The 21,733-nt window shown below is 66.2% G+C and carries 22 protein-coding genes; 2 read left to right on the top strand and 20 right to left on the bottom strand.

Features of this window, described 5'->3' with window-relative positions; genetic code table 11:
- Window positions 1–3: 3 nt before the first annotated feature.
- The 3 genes from CH273_RS15210 to CH273_RS15200 all read right to left on the bottom strand — a co-directional run bounded on the left by CH273_RS15210 (window position 4) and on the right by CH273_RS15200 (window position 4,013).
- Entirely contained in the window at window positions 4–1,398 is a 1,395-nt protein-coding gene (locus CH273_RS15210) for an outer membrane protein assembly factor BamB family protein (protein WP_032397110.1), read from the bottom strand.
- Between the two features lie 122 nt (window positions 1,399–1,520).
- A complete protein-coding gene (locus CH273_RS15205; protein ID WP_032397111.1) occupies window positions 1,521–3,524 on the bottom strand; it encodes an MDR family MFS transporter in 2,004 nt (667 codons plus the stop codon).
- 3 nt (window positions 3,525–3,527) lie between these two features.
- A complete protein-coding gene (locus CH273_RS15200) occupies window positions 3,528–4,013 on the bottom strand; it encodes a MarR family winged helix-turn-helix transcriptional regulator (RefSeq protein ID WP_032397378.1) in 486 nt (161 codons plus the stop codon).
- Window positions 4,014–4,227: 214 nt separating this feature from the next.
- Between CH273_RS15200 and CH273_RS15195 the strand changes: the two genes are divergently transcribed.
- Window positions 4,228–4,578, top strand: coding sequence for a VOC family protein (locus CH273_RS15195; RefSeq protein WP_032397112.1), 351 nt, complete (start codon window positions 4,228–4,230; stop codon window positions 4,576–4,578).
- A 2-nt stretch (window positions 4,579–4,580) separates the two neighbouring features.
- Here the strand turns inward: CH273_RS15195 and CH273_RS15190 are convergent, their stop codons facing one another.
- The 9 genes from CH273_RS15190 to CH273_RS15150 form a co-directional block, all read right to left on the bottom strand.
- The gene (locus CH273_RS15190; protein WP_052049983.1) at window positions 4,581–5,684 is read right to left on the bottom strand and encodes a TDT family transporter; all 1,104 of its coding nucleotides are present in this window, start codon (window positions 5,682–5,684) and stop codon (window positions 4,581–4,583) included.
- A gap of 68 nt (window positions 5,685–5,752) precedes the next feature.
- Entirely contained in the window at window positions 5,753–6,661 is a 909-nt protein-coding gene (locus CH273_RS15185) for a LysR family transcriptional regulator (protein WP_032397113.1), read from the bottom strand.
- Window positions 6,662–6,670: 9 nt separating this feature from the next.
- Window positions 6,671–7,555, bottom strand: coding sequence for a GIY-YIG nuclease family protein (locus tag CH273_RS15180; RefSeq protein WP_143546242.1), 885 nt, complete (start codon window positions 7,553–7,555; stop codon window positions 6,671–6,673).
- Window positions 7,539–8,723 (bottom strand): DNA cytosine methyltransferase, encoded by a 1,185-nt coding sequence (locus tag CH273_RS15175; RefSeq protein ID WP_218829577.1) that lies wholly within the window; start codon window positions 8,721–8,723, stop codon window positions 7,539–7,541. Before CH273_RS15175 ends, CH273_RS15180 begins: the two co-directional genes overlap by 17 nt.
- A gap of 48 nt (window positions 8,724–8,771) precedes the next feature.
- On the bottom strand, window positions 8,772–9,725 hold the full coding sequence (locus CH273_RS15170; RefSeq protein WP_052049985.1) for a copper resistance D family protein: 954 nt from the start codon (window positions 9,723–9,725) through the stop codon (window positions 8,772–8,774).
- A gap of 7 nt (window positions 9,726–9,732) precedes the next feature.
- Entirely contained in the window at window positions 9,733–10,278 is a 546-nt protein-coding gene (gene mprA / locus CH273_RS15165; protein WP_045197945.1) for an MprA protease, GlyGly-CTERM protein-sorting domain-containing form, read from the bottom strand.
- The gene (locus CH273_RS15160; RefSeq protein WP_032397384.1) at window positions 10,275–10,940 is read right to left on the bottom strand and encodes a YcnI family copper-binding membrane protein; all 666 of its coding nucleotides are present in this window, start codon (window positions 10,938–10,940) and stop codon (window positions 10,275–10,277) included. Before CH273_RS15160 ends, mprA begins: the two co-directional genes overlap by 4 nt.
- 46 nt (window positions 10,941–10,986) lie before the next feature.
- The gene (locus CH273_RS15155) at window positions 10,987–11,508 is read right to left on the bottom strand and encodes a hypothetical protein (protein ID WP_032397114.1); all 522 of its coding nucleotides are present in this window, start codon (window positions 11,506–11,508) and stop codon (window positions 10,987–10,989) included.
- Window positions 11,509–11,523: 15 nt separating this feature from the next.
- Window positions 11,524–12,174: a DUF6474 family protein gene (locus CH273_RS15150; protein ID WP_032397385.1), complete on the bottom strand. Its 651-nt coding sequence runs from the start codon at window positions 12,172–12,174 to the stop codon at window positions 11,524–11,526.
- Window positions 12,175–12,336: 162 nt separating this feature from the next.
- Between CH273_RS15150 and CH273_RS15145 the strand changes: the two genes are divergently transcribed.
- Window positions 12,337–13,905 carry a TM0106 family RecB-like putative nuclease gene (locus CH273_RS15145; protein WP_052050070.1) on the top strand — a complete coding sequence of 523 codons (1,569 nt, stop codon included), beginning with the start codon at window positions 12,337–12,339 and terminating at the stop codon, window positions 13,903–13,905.
- Between the two features lie 40 nt (window positions 13,906–13,945).
- On the opposite strand, the gene CH273_RS15140 is transcribed toward CH273_RS15145, so the two are convergent.
- The 8 genes from CH273_RS15140 to CH273_RS15105 all read right to left on the bottom strand — a co-directional run bounded on the left by CH273_RS15140 (window position 13,946) and on the right by CH273_RS15105 (window position 21,658).
- On the bottom strand, window positions 13,946–14,713 hold the full coding sequence (locus CH273_RS15140) for an SDR family NAD(P)-dependent oxidoreductase (RefSeq protein ID WP_032397116.1): 768 nt from the start codon (window positions 14,711–14,713) through the stop codon (window positions 13,946–13,948).
- 116 nt (window positions 14,714–14,829) lie between these two features.
- Entirely contained in the window at window positions 14,830–15,669 is an 840-nt protein-coding gene (locus tag CH273_RS15135; RefSeq protein ID WP_032397117.1) for a carbohydrate ABC transporter permease, read from the bottom strand.
- On the bottom strand, window positions 15,666–16,607 hold the full coding sequence (locus CH273_RS15130) for a carbohydrate ABC transporter permease (protein ID WP_052049987.1): 942 nt from the start codon (window positions 16,605–16,607) through the stop codon (window positions 15,666–15,668). Before CH273_RS15130 ends, CH273_RS15135 begins: the two co-directional genes overlap by 4 nt.
- Window positions 16,604–17,899: an ABC transporter substrate-binding protein gene (locus tag CH273_RS15125; protein ID WP_032397118.1), complete on the bottom strand. Its 1,296-nt coding sequence runs from the start codon at window positions 17,897–17,899 to the stop codon at window positions 16,604–16,606. The genes CH273_RS15130 and CH273_RS15125 overlap by 4 nt, the downstream gene beginning before the upstream one ends.
- Before the next feature lie 88 nt (window positions 17,900–17,987).
- Complete coding sequence (locus CH273_RS15120) at window positions 17,988–19,004, bottom strand: hypothetical protein (RefSeq protein ID WP_052049989.1); 1,017 nt, start codon at window positions 19,002–19,004, stop codon at window positions 17,988–17,990.
- Window positions 19,001–20,185 carry an ATP-binding protein gene (locus CH273_RS15115; RefSeq protein WP_032397120.1) on the bottom strand — a complete coding sequence of 395 codons (1,185 nt, stop codon included), beginning with the start codon at window positions 20,183–20,185 and terminating at the stop codon, window positions 19,001–19,003. Before CH273_RS15115 ends, CH273_RS15120 begins: the two co-directional genes overlap by 4 nt.
- 33 nt (window positions 20,186–20,218) lie before the next feature.
- Window positions 20,219–20,923 carry a TMEM165/GDT1 family protein gene (locus CH273_RS15110; RefSeq protein ID WP_032397121.1) on the bottom strand — a complete coding sequence of 235 codons (705 nt, stop codon included), beginning with the start codon at window positions 20,921–20,923 and terminating at the stop codon, window positions 20,219–20,221.
- 207 nt (window positions 20,924–21,130) lie between these two features.
- Complete coding sequence (locus tag CH273_RS15105) at window positions 21,131–21,658, bottom strand: hypothetical protein (RefSeq protein WP_032397122.1); 528 nt, start codon at window positions 21,656–21,658, stop codon at window positions 21,131–21,133.
- Window positions 21,659–21,733 lie beyond the last annotated feature (75 nt).

The raw sequence follows: 21,733 nt of genomic DNA, 5'->3' as shown, positions 1-21,733 counted from the left end.
GGTCTAGGTCGTACGCAGGACCGAGATGCTCAGGGCCCTGGTGAAGATCGAGTCGGTGCCGACTCGATCGAACATCGGCCACGACTGCCGATCGATTCCCTCGTCGTCGAACGTCGCCACGGGGATGTCCCACACTGTGGATCCGGTTCCGACGTCGATTCCGCGCAGCACATCCGGTCCGAACAGAGTGGCGACGTCACCGTCGAGCGCACCGACCTCCGCGAAACCTCCTGATTCGCGACTCCACAGCGTGTTCCCGGTGTCGAGGTCGATTGCGGATTCGGTGGCTGTGTCGTTGTTGCGCAGCAGCGCCACCGAACCCGTGACGGCGTATGCCAGTCCGTTGGTGGACAGGAACGCAGCGGCGGGTCCGGTGATCTCCGGCGCAACAGCCCAGACCAGATTCTCGTCGGTCCACACGGGATCCGGATTAGGTGGCCGATAGCCGCCCGTCCCGAGCAGCAACGGGCTCTGCTCGGCGGGTGCGTCGAACGTCGGCCGCTGCAGGGTCACGGAATCCGTTGCAGCGAGCACGGATCCGTCGGCGTCGACGATCTCCGAACCTGTGACCACGGTGGGATCCGAGCAGTCCGTCCGCACCACCCGCACGTTGCCGTCGCTCGACGCGGTGCCCGAGCGAGCGCAGTTCTGAGCTGTTCTGGACCACCGGTTCTCCCCGGTGGCGAGGTCGAAGGCGAACACTCCTCGGCCGTCGTCGAACAGCCCGATTCCGTTCTCGGTGTGCAGCGTCGAGGCGAACTGTGTGTTGAGTGAGGACGTGGAATCGAACTGCACCGACCAGTCCGCGTCCACGTCGTCCGCGGTGCCGCGAGACACCGTCGGCCGGACGCCCTCGCGGACCGCCCGAGAGGTGTACACGTGGCCGTCCGCCGTGGTCAGACCGGTGATCGGAAACGCTGCGTCCCGAGTACTCGATTCCCCGGATTCAGCGTCGACGGTGAGGATTTCGGATGTCGTGCCTGCGGAGCCGCGGTAGCAGACGACCTGCCCGTCGACCAATTCCTCACCGCAGCCGACGACGTTCTCCGCGGGGGTACGCCACCGCACCGCACCGTCGGCGATGTGCAATCCCACCAGGGTGGCGTCGACGAACTCTCTGCCGTCGAGGCGGCCGACGAGCGTGACGACTGTCGAGCCGTCGGAGATGGAACCGGATTCCGTCGAATCGGTGTCGCTGCCCTGGACGGGATCACGAAACTGACCGCCCTCGACACCCACATCCGAGGGAGTGAGAGTCCAGCCCAGAGTCGGAGCAGGTCCTGTTGCACCGTCGATGGGAGTGCCGGCCGTCGACGCTCGTTCCTCGGTTCCGCACGACGCGCAGGCAAGCGCTGCTACCAGGACCGCGGCGGCGGAGACCCGGAGACGACGTGTCATGAAAAGATCCTCCCGCCTGTGCAGAACCGAAAGATGGTGGACGGTTCGGTCTTGGAGCATAGAGAACGAAAAATCCCCGCACTCCCGGTGGGGGTGCGGGGAACTTTCGTTGACGCGCGAGCCTAGTTGACGCTGTGTCCGTTCAGTCCGGCGTGTGCGTAGTGATTGCGACTGTCGGGAATGTGGTTGTCTCCCAACACCCGAGCAATCTGCTGCTCACTGAGTCCGAGGCGACGAAGCCGCTCGCAGACCGCATCGAAATCGAGCATTCTCGCGTCGAGTTCCTGCTGCAGTGCAATCACTTCGGCGCGGATGGTCTCGGCCTCGTCCAGTGCCGCCAGCGTGTCCTTCGGCTCGGGTAGCAGCAGGGCGAGCAGCCGGTCACGTGCGTCGGTGCTCAGACCCTCGAAGGGGCGCTGCCCCGGCTGCGCCTCGTGACGACCCTCGGCGCGGCCGCCCTCGAAGCGACGGTCGGTCTCGTACTCGGCGGAGACGTAATCCTGCGTGGCACCGAAGGAGGGAATCTCGGCGAGCTGGTCCTGCGGCTCATCCGTGGGTCCCTGGGCAGGGGTCGACGCGATGTCGATCGTCTGGCGCAGTGGGCGATTCGGAATGAAGACGACCGCGATCAGCGTCACGATCGCGACGAACCCGGCGATCATGAAGATGCGACCGGTCGCATCACCGTACGCGGTGCGGATGACTTCGAGGACCGGAGCAGGCAGTGAGGTGAGATCGAGCGATCCACCGCCGCCCGACGAGCTGTCGACGCCGAGCTGGGCCAGGCCGGCTGCGGACTTGTCGGCCACCCGGGTCGCCAGCAGGGAACCGAGAACCGAGACGCCGATCGCGCCGCCGAAGGTGCGGAAGAACGCAACCGTCGACGATGCCGCACCGACGTTCTGCACACTGACCGTGTTCTGCACTGCGAGAACGAGATTCTGCATCAGCATGCCGGTACCGAGGCCGACGATCGTGATGAAGATGCCGACCGTGACCAGGCTGGTGGCGTGATCGATGGTGCCCAGGAGCAGGAATCCGATCACCAGCAGGATGGATCCGGTGACGATGAACGGCTTCCACTTTCCGAACTTGGTGATGAGCTGACCCGAACCGACGGAGGCCACGAGCATGCCGAACACCAGTGGGATGGAGAGCAATCCGGCTTCGGTCGGGGTGTAGCCGCGAGCGGTCTGGAAGTACTGGCCGAGGAAGGTGGTGGCTCCGAAGAGGCCGACACCGACGGCGATGGAGGCGATGATGGCCAGGCCGGTCGTGCGCTCGGTGACGATCTTGAGCGGGATGATCGGCGACTTGTGCCGAGCCTCGACGACGACCGTCAGGATCAGCAGCAGAACTCCGCCGCCCACCAGGTAGGCAGTCTCACGGGAGATCCAGGCGTAGTAGTCCGCCTTGCCTGCGAACGAGACCCAGACGAGGAGAACGGAAACGCCTGCGGTGAGCAGGAGTGCGCCGAGCCAGTCGATGGAGACGTTGTCCTTGCGAACGGTCTTGATGTGCAGGGTCTTCTGCAGCAGTCCGAGGGCGATCACGGCAAGCGGCACGCAGACGAAGAAGCACCAACGCCAGCCGAGGGGGCTGTCGACGATGACGCCGCCCAGGATCGGGCCACCGGACATCGACACGGCCATGACCGCTCCGGTGTAGCCGGAGTAGCGGCCGCGATCACGCGGCGAGACGATGGTGCCGATGATGGCGATGACGAGTGCTGTCAGACCACCCATGCCTATGCCCTGGACGACGCGGGCAGCCAGCAGTACCGGCACGTTGTGTGCGAAGCCGGCGATGAGCGAGCCCGCGACGAAGATGACGATCGCGCTCTGGACCAGCACCTTCTTGTTGAACAGGTCGGCGAGCTTGCCCCAGATGGGAGTGGAGGCGGCGTTGGCCAGCAGGGCTGTGGTGATGACCCAGGCGTACGCGGTCTGCGAACCCTTCAGATCACCGATGATGGTGGGCAGCGCCGTCGAGACGATCGTGGTGCTCAGCAGCGCGGTGAACAGCGCAGCCAGCAGGCCGGTGAGTGCCTCGAGGATCTGGCGGTGCGACATCGCGTCGGGATCGACGACTGCCTGATTGGGCGGAGTTTCCGCAGATGTAGTCATGTTCTATCTCGCAATCGATTCAATGCGGACCACGTCCTGGTGCTGGGCGTGGGCGTCTTCGTTGAAGGTGTCGTTCAGTTTGCGGATCGAGTCGAGTGCATCGAGTGCCTCGGACTCGCTCCAGCCGCTCAGCATCTCTGCCAGGCGACGTGCGCGTCTGTCCCAAATTTGTTTCAGTCGAACCTGGCCGACGTCCGACACACAGACCCGGGACGCCCTTCGGTCGTCCGGATCGGGATGCCGATCGATGTAGCCGAGGTCGACGAGGTCCGCGATCTGCCGGCTGAGGGCGGACTGGCTGACGCAGAGCCTGCTGGCCAGGTCGGTCTGTCTGCATTCGCCCTCGGTCGCCAGGATGGCCAACACTCCGGTCAGGGCCTGCGGCAGGGGTGAATCCTCGACTCCGGTGGTCACGGCCCGCTTCAGCGTGCGCCCGAAGAGGAAGACCTCTTCGACCAGCGACTCCGCTGTAGTGGATCGAACTGCCATGAGTGCTCCAACGATGAGTTCCATTTACTTGCTGTCTGCAACCATATATATACATACATGCGCTAAGCAAACATTATTCCTGTCTGGTGGGTCACAGGGTTGGAGCCGGATCGCGGATCGGCTCCTCGGATCTGGATTCGTGCCTCCGATCGCAGTCGGAAATCCGAAACTGGGGAGTCGATCCGCGGTCGGGGGTGGGCGATACAGTCCGGGCATGGACGTTGTGCGCGCGATGCCATTGCTCACGGTCACCGATCTCGATGCGGCGCTGGACAGGTACGTCCAGGTCACCGGCATGGAGGTGGTGATGAATCACGGGTGGATCGCCACGCTCGCGCCGTCGGGTGACAGTGCGGCGCAGCTGAGCCTGATCACCATCGATCCCACCGGACCGGTCAACCCGTCGGCGTCGATCGAAGTGGACGACGTGGACGCGGCGTACCGGGCAGCGATGGACGCCGAACTCGAGATCGTCTACGAGATCACCAACGAGGAGTGGGGCGTACGCCGATTCTTCTTTCGCGACTCCGACGGCAACGTGGTGAACGTGCTCTCACACATGTGAGATCAGGCGGGGGACAACAAGTCTCCGCGCCGGATACCGCGAAGAGTGCGGGTGGCCACGGTGAACCAGGCGGCGAGCAGCAAGAGGTACAGGGCAACGGCCAGAGCCTGCATCGCACCGAAATTCAGTGCATGTCCCAGGGCGCTCGCCCCGGTGACGCAGGTGCCGACGGGGAAGGTGAACGACCACCACGTCAGCGAGAACCCCAGGTTCCTGCGCGCCGCGTGGACGGTGAGAGCCGTCGCGAGCGCGAACATCAGCACACCGAAGCCGCCCATGATCAGCCCGTAGCCGATGCCGAAGACGTGCAATCCGACGGCGATCGACGACTGTGCACCGGTGAACACCATCGATGCGTCGGTGCCGAGCAGGTTCGCCGCCGTGATCGACTGACCGATCAACCCCAGCGAGATCCACACAGTGGGAGCCGCGTCGACGGGCGGTAGACCGCCGTGCAGCAGACGCCCGTAGATCAGAGTCAGCGTGATCATCCCGACGATCAGCGACAGTCCGAACATTGCGTAGCACGCGCACAGCAGCGCCAGCCGCCACTGGCCTTCGGGTAGGTGCGGAAGCAGCAACGCCCCGGTCGACGCGGAGACCATCGGCGGAACGACGGGCATCAGCCATGCGGGTAGGGCTGTGACCTGCTCTCGGTGAACGGAGGTGATCATGCGGAAGGGAACCACGACGCTGGTGAGCAGACCGGTGATCGTCCCGGCGATCCACAGGCCGGCGAACAGCGCGGTCGCCGCGGTGGATCCGAGCAGGTCCGCTCCGAGGAGGCCTGCTCCCGCGCCGACGGTGAGCAGTGCCATCGGCGGAGCGCCGTAGAACTGCACCATCACCGGGTGCCGGGCATAGGTGACAGCTCGGTCGCGGTGCCCGATCCAGTGCATCGCGAAGGCCGCACCGATCACGACGAGCGCCGTAGCTGCGCAGACCCAGACTGCGACCGCGAACACGTGCAGAGCCGGGGACTGCACCGGCAACGTCGCGGCCGCGGTGGCCACGACGCCGGTCCCCATCACCGCGGCGAACCAGTTGGGGGTGATGTGCTCGAAGGGCTGGCGATGCGCCACGCGGGTAGGAGCTGTCACGGTCATCTCTACAGCCTGCGCGGTGCCGTGCCGGCTCGGTAGGCACCGGTTCAACACTCAGTCATAATCCAGGGCTATGGCTGCGTCTTCGCAGCCACGGTGAGCAACTCCGCGGCCGGTCCACTCGGCGCGCGGCCGGACGGCCAGATCGCTCGCAGTTCACGATGCAGTGTCAGTCCTGGAATCGGTACGCGGACCAGGGTCCCGGCAGCCAACTCGGGAGCGACGGCCAGTGAGCTCAGCACGGCTCCGCCTATTCCTGCCCCGACCGCGGACTTGATCGCCGTCGTCGAGGAGACCTCGAGGAGCGGCGAGGCCGGTTGCCCGAGACCCGCTGCCGCCAAGGCGCTCTCGTAGGCCGAGCGCGTCCCCGACCCGGCCTCCCGCGTCACCAGGGCGGTGCCGACGATCTCGACGGCCGACGGCGCAGTGACGGCCCAGGGGTGGTCCGGTGCCACCACGAGCACCAGTTCGTCGGTGGCAACGGTTCGGTGATCCAGAGCCGTAGGGACACTGGGGCTTTCGATGAAACCGACGTCGGCATTGCCTGCAAGCACCTTCTCGGCGACCACTGTCGAGTTACCCGAGCTCAGCGTCGGCACGATGTGCGGGACAAGCGTGTGCAGCGTGACCAGCCAGCGCGGCAGAAGATACTCTGCGACAGTCTGACTCGCGGCGATCTGCACGTGGCCGATGCGTTCGGCATGCAGTGCGGCGATCGCCGTCGCCAAGTCCTCTGCCGACCGGACGACCGGCGCGGCCCAACTGGCGACGAGCTCGCCGAACTCGGTCAGCACGGTCCCGCGTGCGCCCCGTTTCAGTAGCGGCGCGCCGACACGGCGCTCCAACGCGCGGATGCGGGCACTGGCCGCGGGCTGAGACATGCCGTGGGCCCGCCCCGCTCGCCCGATGCTGCCGAGCTCGGCCACCGACAGCAGCAGATCGATGCTGGTGAGATCGGCGACGTGAGGGGGAAGCGGCACAGGGCGAGCCTACGGCGGGGCGAGTCGGTACTCGCTGAACAGGTCCAACTCGCCGTCGGGCTCGGTGATGTCCGCGGACTCGATCGCATCTTCCGTGTCTTCGAGATCGTCAGGCTCACTGCGCTCGTGCAGCACCGAACCCACCAGGGCGGTGACGTCGATGGCTGCGGGGTCGGGGATGGGGTGTCCCTCGACGAAGGCGAGTCGCTCGGCCGACAGGTAGGCCAGGCGCACGGCCTGGACCACGAGTACGCGTCGTAGACCCTCGGAGACCTCGCCGCGTTCGCGGGTGACCGCAGCCAATCGCGAAATCGTCTCGGCACGACGGGCGATGCGGATGTCGGGGTGCCCGCGCTCCCGGCGGGTCTGCTCCGAGATCAACGATCGACGCAGCGACGCCGGGAGTGCGATGGGCTCCGAGACCGGTGGGATCTTCTCGTTCAGGATCGCCTTGTGCCGCGACTTGTCGATGGCCTCGAGGTACGCCGTGTACTCGTGAGCGTTCAGATCACGCTCGGCTGCGCGGAATCGTTCTGCGCCGTCGGACTTCTTGAGATCTTCGTACTGCCACAGCGGCCAGATCTCGATTTCCGCGACCTCGAAGACGTCGAGCACGCGCATCGCGACGGCGTCGGTGCGCTGGTTGGTCAGGTGACGCTGCACCCGAACGCTCAGCTTCTCCTTGGTCTGCCCCACGTAGATCGGCTCGCCGTCGTAATCGTAGAACGCATACACGCCCCACTTGGCCGCCGACCACACCCGGCCCTGATCGTCCTTCTCGCTCAGCACTTCTCGCAGGGCCGTGCGAAAGGACTGCACATCGTCTGCGGGAAGAGTGCTCTTGCGCGGCGCGACGGCAGACGACCGCAGCGAGGACTTACCGTGACTGGACATGCGCCGCAGCTGTATTCGATGCATGCATCGTCCCGCTGACCAGTGGCATCAGATAGTGCTCCGCGAGCCACGTGACCACGGGAACGCACACCGCATCACCGAAACCGAAGAGCGCCTGGTTGTTTCGCAGACCGTCGAGTGTGTACTCGCCGGCACCCATCAGCCGAGCGTATTCGAGCGGTGTCATCCAACGCACCTGCAACCGGCCGTTGCCCATCTTCACCACCGCCTGCTTCGACGAACCGCCGCGGGCGGTACGAAGGCAGCCGGAGATGTCGTCGGGCCGAGCCTCCCAGACCGCGACGCCGTTGCGGGTGCGACGGTAGGCGGTGCGGTAGCTGACCTTGCGGGACTTCTTCAGAATCTCTATGCGCTGCAACTGGATCGGCGACAACGACTGCACGAACGCCGCGGTACGGGCTGTGTCCCACCACCGCTCGTCTCGGTAGTCCATGCGCTCGACCACATCGCCGAGGCCACTGGTCAACGGAATCGGCGGACTCGGCAACGGAGCGCGGTGCGTCAGCAACGTCGAATCGCCGTACACCGCCTGCAACCAATCCGGCCGCAGCTCGCTGTTGGGATCGCGGGCATCCTCGGGGGGATTCTGCGCGCCGATCAGGAACAGGCGTGGACGCGACTGCGGAACGAAGCGTCGAGCATCGATGGTGAGCACATCTACCGAGTAGCCGAGCTCGTTGAGTTCTCGCACCGCTGCGGCCAGATCGTCGCCGCCGTGACTGGTGGCCAGCCCGACGACGTTCTCGAGCGCCACCACCTTCGGCCGAGCGGCACCGAGCTCGCTCAACACCCGCGTGAAATGCCGGAACGTCGAGGAGTTCTTGCCCGCCAGACCGGCGCGGCCCCCGGCCAACGACAGGTCGGTGCACGGAAACGACGCCCACGCCAACGACAAACCGTCGGGCAGGTCTTCTCCCCGGGTGTGGGCAACATCGCCGAGTTGAAAATGGCCTGCATCGTCACCGAAGTGCTGGCGGTACATGTGGTGCTTGTCGCGCTCGATGTCGTTGGCCCACGAGACCTCGAAACCGGCCTGCTCCAAGCCCATTCGCACCAAGCCGATACCGGCGAAGAACTCCGCGACAGTGTGGATCCGGCCGAGCGCAGGTGCCGAGGAACCACTCGGCACGACAGTCAACTTCGGCATGCACTCAGGCTAGTACAGCGCACCGACACGGTTGTGCCTACCGCCGGCTCACGCAGTGGTCGCCAGCGCCGCCGCCAAGCCGAACGCCACCGCCAGCAGGCTCACATGCGCGGCCGCTCGCCCCACCGAGTGCTCCACCGTGGATCGGTGTGCGGCGACGGTCGGCAACCACGTCCCACGGATTCGATGAGCCAACGCGACCAGGATCACCGTGACGAGAACCTTGGCGAGAACGATTCGGCCGTAACCGGTCTCGATCACGGCACCGAGGCTGTCGAGTTTGAGGACCGCGTCCAGAACCCCGGTGGTGGCCACCCCGACGACGCACCAGAACGCGACTCGCGAATAGACCGGCAACACCGTCGCCCACGCGGATTTGCTCCGCAGACTCAGCGCCATCGCACCCAGTACACCGAGCCACACCGACGCGCACAGCACATGCACGGCAACGGCGAAGGAGCCGAACGCGAACTGCGACATGTGACCGGTGATCGGCCGCGCCACCAGGGCGAGTGACGCCAGCACGATCACCGGAGTCGGAGACCAGCTCGCCCCCGACCGATACCCGGCCACCCCGACGGCGCACAGAGCGAGCGCCAGGATCACCGTCGCCGAACCCAGACGGCCCACCGAGATCGAGGTGGCGAACGTGGTGAAAGCGCTCGGCGACAACGTCAGTGGCGTACGCCCGGCCGAATCGGCTGCCGCAGCGGCCAGCAGAACGAACTCGGCCACCGCCCACAGCCCCGACAGATAGCCGATCGCGCGCCACATCACCAGCGGGTCGAGGGCGGGGCGTCGGGACTCGGAACTGGCGTCCAGGACAGCGAGAACTCCGAACCCCAACACCACCGAACCCGACGCCACCGCGATCACCCGTAGCCACGACGACCCACCGGGAAAGGTGGGGTACGCCAGCGCGAACGCCGCCGCGACCCCGAGCAACGCCGCAGCTGCGGCGGCGAGCACCAACCGAACGCTTCTCTCGCCCACCGCAGCCACGTCGGTACTACTTCTGGGTCTTCGGCTTACGCAGGGCGAACCCCAACGCGCCCGCGAAGGCCAGAACCGCGACCACGATCAACACGATGTGTCCGTAGCCGCCGAGGAATCCGCCATCCGACTCCTCCGAGGTGCCCGACGCGTCGGCCGGTGCCCCGGGAGTGCCGGAACCTTCCTGCGTCAGCGTGAACGTCGCCGTGCCGCTCACGGGATGACCGTCCGCGGAGGTGATGCGGTACGCGAGGGTGTACTCGCCGATCGGTCCCAGTTCACCGACGTCGACGACGACGCTCTGGCCCTCGATGCGTGCGTCGCCCTTCGACCAGATGTTGCCGTCGGGCCCGACGACGTTGAGCGTGGCGAACTGCGACTGCGGCACCTCGTTGAACGACACCGACGCCGTCGCCGGAGACGAGTCGAGGGAGGAGCCGTCGGCCGGGCTGTACCCGGTGACCTGCGAATGCGCCGACGCGATCGGTGCGGCGATCAACAGCACCAGCAGTGCTGCGGCCGAGACGAGCAGTGCCTTCGTGGACACGACGAGCGATCTCACGAGCGCCGCGCCCTGATCGTCGCGCCGACGCCCAGACCTGCGCCGACGGCTCCGAGTACCAGTCCGACGCCGGCGAGCCAGCGAGCGGTGTTGTCGGAGGACGACGACTCCGCCGATGCCTCGGCGGTTGCGGTGGTCTCGGTGTGGGCGCTGCCGTGCGCATCACCGCCGGCCGCGGCCAGAGTCAGAGTGGGAGCGGGCAATTCGGGCTCGCTACCGTCCTCGGTCATCGGCTCGTCCCAGTTCACGACCTCACCGTCGGTGTAGGTCTGGGTGGCCGGGAACGAGACGGTCTCCTGCTCGGGCAGCGGTCCCGCGGAGAGCAGGAACTGCTGGAACTGGCCCGGGCCGACCTCGGAACCGGGGTTCGCCGTCCACGTCACCGACACCGCCAGATCGGCCGAGTCCTTCTCGACGGTGGACGTCCACCCCGGGATGGGCTGCGTACGAGCCGAATTCAGGCCAGGCAGGGTCACCTTGACCGAACTGGTCGAGGCAGTATCGGACTCGGTGGGAACGCGGAACGTCAGCACCGAGTAGCCGCCCTGCGCGGCGTCGGGTGCCGAGACGACGACGTGTGCGGACGCTGCGCCTGCGCCGATCAGCAACGCGCCGACGGTGGCTCCTGAGACGAACAGGGCACGGGAAAGAGAGCTCTTCATGGATTGGGTCATTTCTGTGCAGAGATGTGCGGGAAAGGAATGTCGGTCAGTAGATCGACACCGGGGGCCCGCGACGAGAGATGACCCAGTCGAGCGCAGTGCCGTCCACCGACGGAACCGCGACGGACATGGAGACGCGACCGACGGCGGAACCGTCGGGCAGGGGAGTGAGGAGGGCGAGAACCGCTCGGACGATGGAGGTGATCGGGCCGTAGAGGCGCTCGGCCGCGGCGATCGTGAATCCGGCGACGACCGAGGCGACCGCGTGGAAGGCGATCATGGCTGTGCTGGGAAGCAGGGAGTGTGCGTGCATCTGAGCTGCGCTACCGAGGCTCAGCGCGATGTGGGCGACGAGTTGGCCGGTCAGCAGAGCCGGGAGCAGCAGAACGGTCGAACGCCTGGGCAGGGCTGTCATGGCACCGATACCGATGCCGACGACGATCAGCAGGGCCAGGGCAGAACCGTCGGGCCAGTCGCCGCCGGCCATGCCGTGTGCGGCCACCGCGAGCGCCGCGGTGACGATACCGACAGCTCCGCCGCGAAGCGGGGCGGCTGAGCTGTCGGTCATCGGTTCGTTCAGGGGTCAGCGCACGCCGAGACGGGCGAGCAGATCGGCCTCGATGCCGTCGAGCTCTGCGGAGATAGCGGCGTGTGCGGTCTTGCGGCGAGCGGGCGGCATCTGCTCGGATGCGCGGACAGCGGTGGTCAGATCGTCGAGACGCTCGCTGATCGCGGCACCGAAGCTCTTGGTCTCGGGATCGGAGTGGCGCGCACCGATGGTGCCGAGCGACTTCTCGGCACCGGCGATCCGTGCGCTGAGCTTGCCGCCGTGGCCGGTGTACTCGCTGAGCTGATCGGGTGCGACACCGAGCTGCTGCGCCTTGCGGCTGTCGAGCTGCGCACGAACGACGGTCGCACCGCGGTAGAGGATGGGGGCCAACACGGGAATCAGCAGCCGTGCAATACCGAGGTACTTGCGGATCTGAGCCACGCTCAGTGTTCCCTGCATCGCAGCTTTCTGCTGAGCCTTGAGGGCAGAGACCTGCGCCTTCTCGACGTTCTTCTGCGACTTGGCCTCCACCGCGCTGAGCTTGCGCTGTGCCTTCGCTATCGCCTTCAACTGCTTGCGCTCGTTCTTCGCGCCCAGCTTCGCTTCGAGTGTTGCCTTGTGCTTGAGAGCTTTGGCCTCTGCCTTGCGAGTGGCACGACCCTTACGCTTGCGGAACAAACCCATCGACAAGGCTCCTGACATGTGCTGCTGGGCGGGAAAAGTGCGTTCCACACACCTTATCGGGCGGTGGTGTTCGCAGGCTGACGGGCGGTGATCTGCACCGGCTGTCGGAGGGCTGACCTAATGTCTTGAAGTGTGAACGGTCGACGAGCTCCTGCACCCGTGCTGCTCGATGCCGGATCGTTGACGCGGTGCAGGCACCGGCTCTATCTCGACACCGCGTACGGATCGTTGCTGCGCGGTGAACCCGAGAACCCAGGGGTGCGGCAGCGTCGAGAAGCAGCTCAGGCCCACCGGGAGAACATCCGCGCGCAGCTGGCCGTGGACGATCCGATGCTGTGGACCGAGATCGACGAGCCCACCGCCCGAGACGCTGCCGACGCCACCGTCGCCGCCTGTCGGGACGGAGTGGAACGCATCTGGAACGCGGTACTGCCCCTCGAACGCGACACCGGTCGACGCGGGCGCAGCGAACTGCTCGTCCGCGACGCGTCCGGCGGCTACATCCCGGTGATCGTGGTCAACCACAAGGTCACCGACCCCGGCCGTGGCGCGCGCACCACCCCGCTCGATCGATGGTCTCCGGCGATCGACGAGACCCGCAAGGTGCGCAGCCAACTCCGCGACCAGCTCCGGCTCGCTCACCTGTATCGCATGCTGGCGCACGAGGGCCTGGGCACGGCCACGCCCGTCGGCGGCGCGGTGGGCTACAAGGGCGAATGCATGCTGGTGCACGATCTCACCTCGGTCCTCGACGAATACGACACCCGCTTCGCAGACCGGCTCTCGGTTGCACAGGGCACCGCGTTCACCGTTCCCTCCCAGGTCAGTGAGTGCCGATCCTGTTCGTGGTGGTTCGACTGCAAGCCGCAACTCGAGGCCGTTCGTGACGTTTCGCTGGTGGCCTCCGGTTCCCGCGCCGATGTGCTGCGCAGCGCGGGCGTGCGCACCATCGACGAGTTGGCGCAGTGGACCGGCCCGGCACCGGAGGAGTGGCCTTTCGGAAACTTCGACGACGCCGTGTCCGCGGCACTGGCCTGGCGAGCCGACGTGCCGTTGCTGCGGCGCTCGGAGACCGTGACGGTGCACCGCGCCGACGTCGAGGTGGACGTGGACATGGAGAGCTATCAGGAACACGGCGCGTACCTGTGGGGCACGCTGCTCACCGAAGCGGGTGGCCCGCCGCCGACCTATCGCGGCTTCGTCACCTGGGATCCGCTGCCGACCGTGGACGAGGGCCGCTCGTTCGCGGTGTTCTGGAACTGGTTGATGGACACCAGGGCCGATGCGGCCGCGCGCGGCAAAACCTTTGCCGCGTACTGCTATTCACGGCAGGCGGAGGACAAGTGGTTGCTCGATTCGGCCCGCCGCTTCGCCGACGTTCCCGGGGTGCCGACCGAGGCGCAGATCCGCGAGTTCATCGACAGTGAGCAGTGGGTCGACATCTACCAGGCCGTGAGCGATCAGTTCATCTGCCCGAACGGCAAGGGACTGAAGAAGATTGCGCCGGTCGCAGGATTCGCGTGGCGTGACGACGAGGCCGGCGGCGAGGCGTCGATGGGCTGGTATCGGGAAGCCGTCGGATACGACGACGAGCCCGACCACACGCAGCGCGAGCGACTGCTGGTCTACAACGAGGACGACGTTCTGGCCACGAAAGTGTTGCGCGAGTGGATGTCCGACCGTGCGGAGAAGGAGATCCCGACGGTGGCGGACCTGCGCGCTCGCGCGTGACCCCGCGTCGATCGGCGGGGCCACGCGGAGTGGGCAGTGGTCAGCGCGGAGCCATACGGATCGCGCCGTCCATGCGGATGGTTTCACCGTTGAGGTAGTCGTGCTCGGCGATCATCTGGACCAGCTGCGCGTACTCGGTGGGCTGAGCCAGGCGCGACGGGAACGGTACCGACGCCTCGAGGCCCTGACGGTATTCCTCGGTGACGCCTGCCAGCATCGGGGTGTCGACGATGCCGGGCGCGATGGTGTTGACGCGGATACCGACCTGGGCGAGGTCGCGGGCAGCGGTGATGGTCATCGCGTGTACGCCGCCCTTGGAGGCGGTGTAGGCGATCTGGCCGATCTGGCCCTCGAAGGCGGCGACCGATGCGGTGTTGATGACGACGCCGCGCTGGCCCGCATCGTCGACGGTCGACTGCGACTGCATCCGGTTCGCGGCCAGCCGCATCACGTTGAACGTGCCGAGCAGGTTGATGGTGATGACCGTGCGGAACAGCTCGAGATCGTGCGGTCCCTTCTTGGACAGGATGCGGCCCGCCCAGCCAACGCCTGCGCAGTTGACGACGATGCGCAGCGGCACACCGGATGCGACGATCGTGTCCAGGGCGGCCTCGACCTCGGCCTCGCTGGTGACGTCGGCGGGCAGCAGAGTCACCCCGGCCGGGACGCTGTCTCCGGCGCGCTCGATGGACTGCGGCAGGTCGAGCCCGAACACGGTGACGCCTGCGGCGGCCAGACGAGCGGCCGTTGCGGCACCGAGGCCCGACGCTCCACCGGTGACAAGTGCTGCTGTTCCTGAAATCTCCACGTCGTACGATCCCCTTCGCTCACGGTGGCGGGCCGCGGCACAGGCAGCGACCTCGTAGTCGCTTGCACCATAACCGGCGGGACACCTCACCCACCTTCAGGCACCCTGGATGGGACCTACTTGATCCCGCTGCGCGCGAATCCGGCGATGAAGTACTTCTGGAAGAACAGGAACAGCAGTGCCATCGGCACGACGTTGATCAGCGCGAACGCCATCGTGGCACCGTAGTCGCTGTTCGCCTGGCCCTGCAGGTACAGCAGGCCGATGGGCAAGGTGAACAACTCGTTCTCCCGCAGCGCGATCAGTGGCCACGCGAAATCGTTCCACGATTGCAGCAGGCTCATGAAGGTGAGGACAGCGATCAGCGGTCCCGACAGGGGCAGCACGACGCGCCGGAAGATCTGCCAATGCCCGGCACCGTCGAGACGCGCCGCCTCGAGCAGCTCACGCGGAATGCCGAGCATGAACTGGCGTGCGAGGAAAAGCCCGAACGCCGACGCCGAGCTCGGCAGGATCACCGCCCAGTACGTGCCGTACAGGCCGAGGCCGACGACGATGCGGAACAGTGCCACCATGATCACCTGCACGGGCAGCACCAACGTGGCCAGCGCGATGAAGAACAGTGGCGTCGAGAACCGAAACCTCAAGTGCGCGAACGCATATCCCGCGAGCAGGCTCGTGACCACGGTGATGATCGTGACCACGACGGCGATGGCGATCGAGTTGCCGAGCCACGTCGCGACCGGGAACGAGTCGAACACGCGAGTGACGTTCTCCCACGTCACCTGGCGAGGCCACAGGCGTAGTTCGCCGCCGCCCAGCAACTCGCCGCGAGTCGAGAACGCCACGGCGAGCATCCAATACAGCGGAGCGACGGTGATCAGGCCGATGACGGCGATGACCACCGTGCGCAGTACCAGTGCCCGGCGAGCGGACGCGTTCCTCGGCCCACTCATTCGACCAGATCCTTCGTTCGGCTCGTGCGCCACTGTGCGGCGGCGAAGACGAGGGCGAACAGGAACAGCATCATGCCGATCGACGCGGCGTAACCCTGATCGCGGGTGACGAACCCCGTCTCGTAGGCGTAGGTGACCAACACCGATGTCGCCCCGCCCGGTCCGCCGCCGGTGAGAACGAAGACCAGATCGAACACCTGGAACGAGTAGATGACGTTGAGCACCAGCAGAAAGAACGACGTCGGACCCAGCAGCGGCACCGTCACGTTCCGGAAGCGTTGGAACGCGTTGGCACCGTCCAACCGGGCCGCCTCGTACAGATCGGGACCGAGACCTTGAAGGCCGGCCAGGTAGATCAGCATGTTCAGCCCGGTGCGCCACCACACGGTGGCGATGACGATCGATGCGAATGCCGGCCCTGGAGACGATTGCCAGTCGATGGCGGGCAGACCGAGGAACCCGATCAGATTGTTGAGCACACCGGAGTTCTGGTCGAACACCAGAATGCCGATCAGGCCGGTCGCCACACCGGAGACGGCCATCGGCAGGATCACCAGCGAGCGCCACAGCGGCCGGGCGGGCAGCGCGGAATTGAGCAGTACGGCCGCGATCAGACCGAACAGCATCGACAGCGGAGTCACCAATGCGGTGAACAGCAGAGTATTGATCAGTGCCCGCCAGAACAGCGGATCCTCCACCAGGCGTGAGTAATTCGCTGCGCCGACGAACTCGCCTGCACCGAATCCGTCCGTCTGCTGCAGGCTGACGACGAACGCGGCGACGAGGGGAACGAGCACGAACACCGCCAACAGTGCGTAGCTGGGGGCGAGAAACCCGGCGGCTGCGAACGCCTCCTTCCTGGCCCCGGCGCGCTTGGTCTCGGCTTCGGGCCCTGGCCCGGTTTTCTGCCCGGCCCCGGTGATCGGTTCGGCCGTCATGCGCCGGTGACCTCGGCGATTCCGCTCTGCAACGCGGAGACGGTGGCAGCGGCATCCTGCGAACCCGCGAACGCGAGATCGAGCTGCTCCTTCAGGACCGGGATGATCGCCGACATCGACGGGGATGCCACCTGAGCTGCATCCTGCGGCTGCACGGTGGTCGCCTGTGCCGCGAAGATCGGTGCCAGTTCCGACCGGACGTCGAACTCGAGGTCGGAGTTGAGCAGGTCGTTGCGCGTCGGCAGCAGTGAGGCGGCCCGGCAGAAGTTCCGCATCTGCTCCTGCTGGGTGACGAACTCCAGGAAGGACGCCGCCAGCTCCGGCTGAGAGGTCTGCGACGTCGCCACGAGTGCATTGCCGCCGAAGTCGCCGCCGCCCCGGCGATCTCGCGGCGCGTAGGTGGCCGTCCAATCGAAACTGGCCGTGGCATCGGCGTCGGGCAACTGGAACGCACCCGACCACACCATGGCCACCGACTGCGAGAACCAGGCCTCGCTGGCGTAACTCGACGACGCGATGGTGTTGTTGGCCGGCACGTAGCCCTTGGAGAAGAAGGACGACGAGAATTCGACGGCCCGTCGAGCCTCGTCGGAGTCGATCAGTGGCGTCTTCTGGTCCTCGGCCAGGAAGGATCCGCCGGCCTGGAACAGCAGGCTGAGCCAGCGGGTGACACCGTTGCCCTGCCAGTTGTAGGCCCACGGGTACTGGTCCGCCGGCAGCGAGGAACGCAGTCGGTCACCGATCGACGCCAACTCGTCCCACGTCCAGGCGTCGTCCAGAGTGGTCGGAACCGAGTCGATACCGGCCTGCGACAACAGGTTTCGGTTCACCAGAATTGCCGAGGTATCGGTGTGGTGCGGCAGGCCGTAGGGAATTTCGCCGTTCTGCACCGCAGCCCACGCCGTCGGCGTGAACTGATCACGTGTGTCCGACGCCAACAGCGGCGACAGATCCAGCAGTTGGCCGCGGCCTGCATACGCGCCGAACGTGTAGTACGGCACGCGGAAGATGTCGGGCGGATTGCCCGCCTGGAGCTGGGCGTCGATGTTGGTGAACATCTGCTCGTACGGCACCGCGTTGAGGGTGATCGTCGACCCGGGATTGGCCGCCTCGAACGCGTCGATCGAGGCTCGGAAGCCGGCCAACTCGGCGTCGGTTCCCCACGTGGTGAACGTCAGCGTGCCCTCGGCCTGTTGCGACGGGCTGGACTTGACGAAACCGCACCCCGCCAGCAGCAACGGCACTGCTGCGGCACCGGATCCGATCAGGAAGGATCGACGATCGAGAGGCATTGCGGGGCTCCGTTCATCGGCTGCCGGTGCGACAGACCAACTGGTCCGCCGCAGGGTAACCACGACGGTCCGCGCCCAAACCCGGCCGTCAGCTACGGTTGCGCCCGGTGTGGTCGTACTCGACTCGGTGTGCACCGTCGCCCAGGTCGTCGAGCAGAATCGTCGCCGCCACGGGGCGGCCAGGAGGTAGGAGCCGGACCGTCACCGCGCCTGCTTCGGCGGCATCGAGTGCGCTCGACGCGGCGGCCACGATGCGTTCTCGGGCGTCGTCGTCGAGAGCGTTCGGAGATCGGTCGTCGAGCAGCATCACCTCAACCCCGCGGGCCCGCGCAGACCTGGCCGCGCGAGCGAGGTCGGGTCGAACCAGACCGCGGGCGCGCAGGGTGTCGCGAAGTTCGGCTTCGAGTAGCCGACACGCGAGGATCTCCTCGTCGGTGGGATCGGGACCGTCGGCGATGCGCTCCAGTAGCGGACGGGCCAACGCGTCGAGACTGGCCAGCCGAGCGTCGCGTTCCTCGAGAACTGCCGCCGCGGCAGCCTGGGACGCGATGCGCACCGTCGACTGCCTGCGCAGCTCGAAAATTGCCGCGGCCAGCGGACGGATGGTGAACGCGAAGAACGTCGACATCAACAGCGGCGCGATGTTGATGGCGCTGAACGAAAGTCCGTACAGAAATCCCTGACCCGTCACGACCGCCCATCCGATGGCCACGGACATGGTCAGTGTCAACCCGACCCACGCGGCCAGCGTCCGACCGCGCACACACATGAAGGTGTAGATCACCAGTGGCATGCCAAGCGGCCACGTCTGCAGGCTCCCGTTCAGCGGTACCGGCACCACTGTGAAGACCAGGGCGGCTGCCACCGGGCCCGATAGGGTCATCAGTACGGTCGACCGCAGGCTCGGTGGGTCACCCGGCGCGCGGAGCAACAGGATGACAGCGGCCGAGAGCACCAGCACCGCTGCGTATTCGGGCCACACCGCGGACACCCCGGTCAGGGTCGTCGATGCACACACCAGGCACGCGAGGATGAAGAATCCGGCAACCGCATATGCAGCTGCCGACTTCATCGACAGCAGATCGCGAACGTCCTCGCCGTTCATCGCTTCCAGCCCAATCGCACGATGGTGCCTGCGGCGGAGGACACGATGTCGGCAGATCCGCCGTCGAGCTGACGCATCCGGCCCTCGATGCTGACGGCGACGCCGAGTCGGTGGGGCGGCACCGAGCGTCGATCGAAGCCGATGCCGTCGTCCATCACGGTGATCTCCACCGTCGACGGAGCCAGCCGGGCTGTGACCGACCGTTTCGATGCCTGTGCGTGAATCAGACTGTTGCGCAACGCTTCGGCCAGTGCGGCAGCGATGGCTCGTACTGTCTCGACCGGGTACTGCTCCGTCCGCTCCAGCAAGTCGTCTTTCACGGTGAATTCGATCGACTCGTCGACCGTCGTTGCGGCAGAACGGAGCTGAGCCAAAACCTCGTCGGCCGAGAACGTTTCGAGGACGATGCCCGTGGTCAGGTCATCCAGATGCATCAGAGCCGAGCGGGCCTGACGCGCCAGGCTGGGCGTGCGGCCGTGGCGAGTCACGGCGAGCAATGAGGACATGACCTCGTCGTGGATCAGCGCGTCCAACCGTTCGCGCTCGACCTCGCGCGCGGTGGCCGCAGCCGCCCGGGCTGCGTCGTCGTGTGTTGTGGAGATCGTCGCGTCGAGAATGCGTCCGGTACGTACCGCGGCCAGTGTTGCGGCGACGAACACCGTGCAGAACATCATTGCGAAGCAGATCTCCGCGACGATGTTGCTGCGGGGGAACGGTTCTCGCACAGCTTGATTGGAGAGTTGTACGAGAACGACGCTGACGGTCATGTGAACGAACGCCGGGACGGGGTGCCACACCGTCGCAGCAGCAAGTGCCGCCACGCCGGGAAATGCCGCGAGAAACGTTCCCCCCTGATCGAACGTCACGCCGTCCCAGGCAGTCCACCACAGCGCGGCCATGACCGGGAACGCCAGCGCGGCGATGGATCCGGCCGTACGAATCACTCCGATGCTGGGGTGAAATGTGGAGGCCGCGAAGGCGAAACCGGTGCCGAACACGACGGCCACTGTCGTCGGAGTCCACCACCCGGGAACGACGTTTCCGGTGCGTGCGATATCGGGAATCAACAGCAGCAGGTACGCCCCGTAACCGACACCGACGAATCGGCCGGTGATTCGGATCAGCCGATCGGTCGAGTGGTGCGCCGCATCGGTCGTGCTCACCTGCTGGTCGTCGTCCATGCACCCCTCCCGGGAGAGGAGTGTAAACCAAGGTCAGGCGCGTTCGATGGTGGTCTGCTTCTCCGATTCACGTGCGGCCCGGGTGCGGGAGCGTCGAACGAACACGGCGACGACGACGGCGGACATCACGACAACCGCTGCGGCAGCGATGTACGGGGCTGCGGTGCCCGGCATCAGGCCCTCGAAGAACAGGACGGCACCGAAGACGAAGAACAGGATGGCCGCGCCGTACTGAATGATGCGTTCCGGCAAGTGCTTTCCGAGCACTGCGCCGACCACGATGGCGAGTGCATCTGCCGCGACCATGCCGACCGTCGAGCCGATCCAGACGCCGACCCAGTCGTTGTCGGCGGCGAGAGTGACGGTGGCCAGCATCGTCTTGTCGCCCAGCTCGGCGAGGAAGAACGCCGAGGCGATCGCGAGGAACGCGGATTTGGTGACCCGGGAGGCTTTCGCGCCCTCGTCGTCGGACAGGGAATCGCCGCGCAGCGTCCAGAGTCCGAAGATGACGAACGCGACGCCGCCGACGATGGAGATCAGCTCGGTGGGAATCGACACCCCGAGGAAGTGGCCGACCGCGACCGATACCAGGTGCACAACGGTGGTGGCGACGGTGATGCCGCCGATGACGACGTACCACTTGTAGCGCAGGGCGAATGTCATGGCCATGAGCTGGGATTTGTCACCCAGCTCGGCGACGAAAATGACAGCGAAACTCAACAGTAATGCGGACAGCACAGAAGACTCCTCGGTCGTCGAACGGACCGAAGGTCTCGCCCACCGGAAGAACCGGTTCAGGTGCCGGGTCGCAGTTTTACGGCCAGTATGTCGACACGTTGATTGGGGGCTACTCCCCTTCGCTGTAGACGACTTTAAGTGCCGTTTCGTGAATTGTCCAATGCGCCAATAAGTTTGGGCACCCGAAAAATCGTGTGCGGGGAGCGGTCAGGAGGCGAGGAGCATTGCCAAAACTGCGGTGTCGGGATCGCTGATCGGATCGAGGCCGACCCGGCTGACCATCGAGGTCACGGTGCCGTCGGATTCGGCCTCCACCCACGCCGCCCGGTGATCGAGGCCGAGATGCGGAAGACCGGGGAGCAGAACGCAGCCGGACGCCGCGCCCGCACACTCCGGGAGTGTCGGTGTCGTCTCCGACGGTGGATGCAGCATCAGCAATGCGGCGGGTTGCTGCGCGGCGAACCGTCCGGGAGCCAACGCGAAATCTCCGATCACCGGACCCTCGGCGACGACCAAGCCGACCGTCCCCGGCGCGGGGTCGTCGGGCAACTCCTCCCGCACCCCGAACACCGTCGACGTCGCCAACAGGCCCGGCATCGAGGCCACCCGCACGGCGAGGGCCAGAAATTGTGCCCATTCCTTGGTGGTGTCCGGCCAGCGGCCGGAGATCACGAATCCGCGCAGCAGACCGGCGGCGTGAAAAGGCGAGACACCGATGAGATCTCGATCGTCCATTGCGCATTCCTCCCAGACAGGTACAGGGCTCGAAGCCGGGTACACGACGTTGGGTAGGAAGAGAATGACGTGAAA

The sequence above is a fragment of the Rhodococcus sp. 05-339-2 genome, assembly GCF_002258965.1.
GTDB lineage: Bacteria > Actinomycetota > Actinomycetes > Mycobacteriales > Mycobacteriaceae > Rhodococcoides.
Note: the sequence above shows the minus strand (reverse complement) of the source record. Positions and strands in the feature narration are given on the sequence as shown.

Bases quoted from the DNA above. Each gene is read 5' to 3' on its own strand.
- CH273_RS15210 (WP_032397110.1), bottom strand. From the start codon at position 1,398: ATGACACGTCGTCTCCGGGTCTCCGCCGCCGCGGTCCTGGTAGCAGCG.
- CH273_RS15205 (WP_032397111.1), bottom strand. From the start codon at position 3,524: ATGACTACATCTGCGGAAACTCCGCCCAATCAGGCAGTCGTCGATCCC.
- CH273_RS15200 (WP_032397378.1), bottom strand. From the start codon at position 4,013: ATGGCAGTTCGATCCACTACAGCGGAGTCGCTGGTCGAAGAGGTCTTC.
- CH273_RS15195 (WP_032397112.1), top strand. From the start codon at position 4,228: ATGGACGTTGTGCGCGCGATGCCATTGCTCACGGTCACCGATCTCGAT.
- CH273_RS15190 (WP_052049983.1), bottom strand. From the start codon at position 5,684: ATGACCGTGACAGCTCCTACCCGCGTGGCGCATCGCCAGCCCTTCGAG.
- CH273_RS15180 (WP_143546242.1), bottom strand. From the start codon at position 7,555: ATGTCCAGTCACGGTAAGTCCTCGCTGCGGTCGTCTGCCGTCGCGCCG.
- CH273_RS15175 (WP_218829577.1), bottom strand. From the start codon at position 8,723: ATGCCGAAGTTGACTGTCGTGCCGAGTGGTTCCTCGGCACCTGCGCTC.
- CH273_RS15160 (WP_032397384.1), bottom strand. From the start codon at position 10,940: ATGAAGAGCTCTCTTTCCCGTGCCCTGTTCGTCTCAGGAGCCACCGTC.
- CH273_RS15155 (WP_032397114.1), bottom strand. From the start codon at position 11,508: ATGACCGACAGCTCAGCCGCCCCGCTTCGCGGCGGAGCTGTCGGTATC.
- CH273_RS15150 (WP_032397385.1), bottom strand. From the start codon at position 12,174: ATGGGTTTGTTCCGCAAGCGTAAGGGTCGTGCCACTCGCAAGGCAGAG.
- CH273_RS15135 (WP_032397117.1), bottom strand. From the start codon at position 15,669: ATGAGTGGGCCGAGGAACGCGTCCGCTCGCCGGGCACTGGTACTGCGC.
- CH273_RS15130 (WP_052049987.1), bottom strand. From the start codon at position 16,607: ATGACGGCCGAACCGATCACCGGGGCCGGGCAGAAAACCGGGCCAGGG.
- CH273_RS15125 (WP_032397118.1), bottom strand. From the start codon at position 17,899: ATGCCTCTCGATCGTCGATCCTTCCTGATCGGATCCGGTGCCGCAGCA.
- CH273_RS15120 (WP_052049989.1), bottom strand. From the start codon at position 19,004: ATGAACGGCGAGGACGTTCGCGATCTGCTGTCGATGAAGTCGGCAGCT.
- CH273_RS15115 (WP_032397120.1), bottom strand. From the start codon at position 20,185: ATGGACGACGACCAGCAGGTGAGCACGACCGATGCGGCGCACCACTCG.
- CH273_RS15105 (WP_032397122.1), bottom strand. From the start codon at position 21,658: ATGGACGATCGAGATCTCATCGGTGTCTCGCCTTTTCACGCCGCCGGT.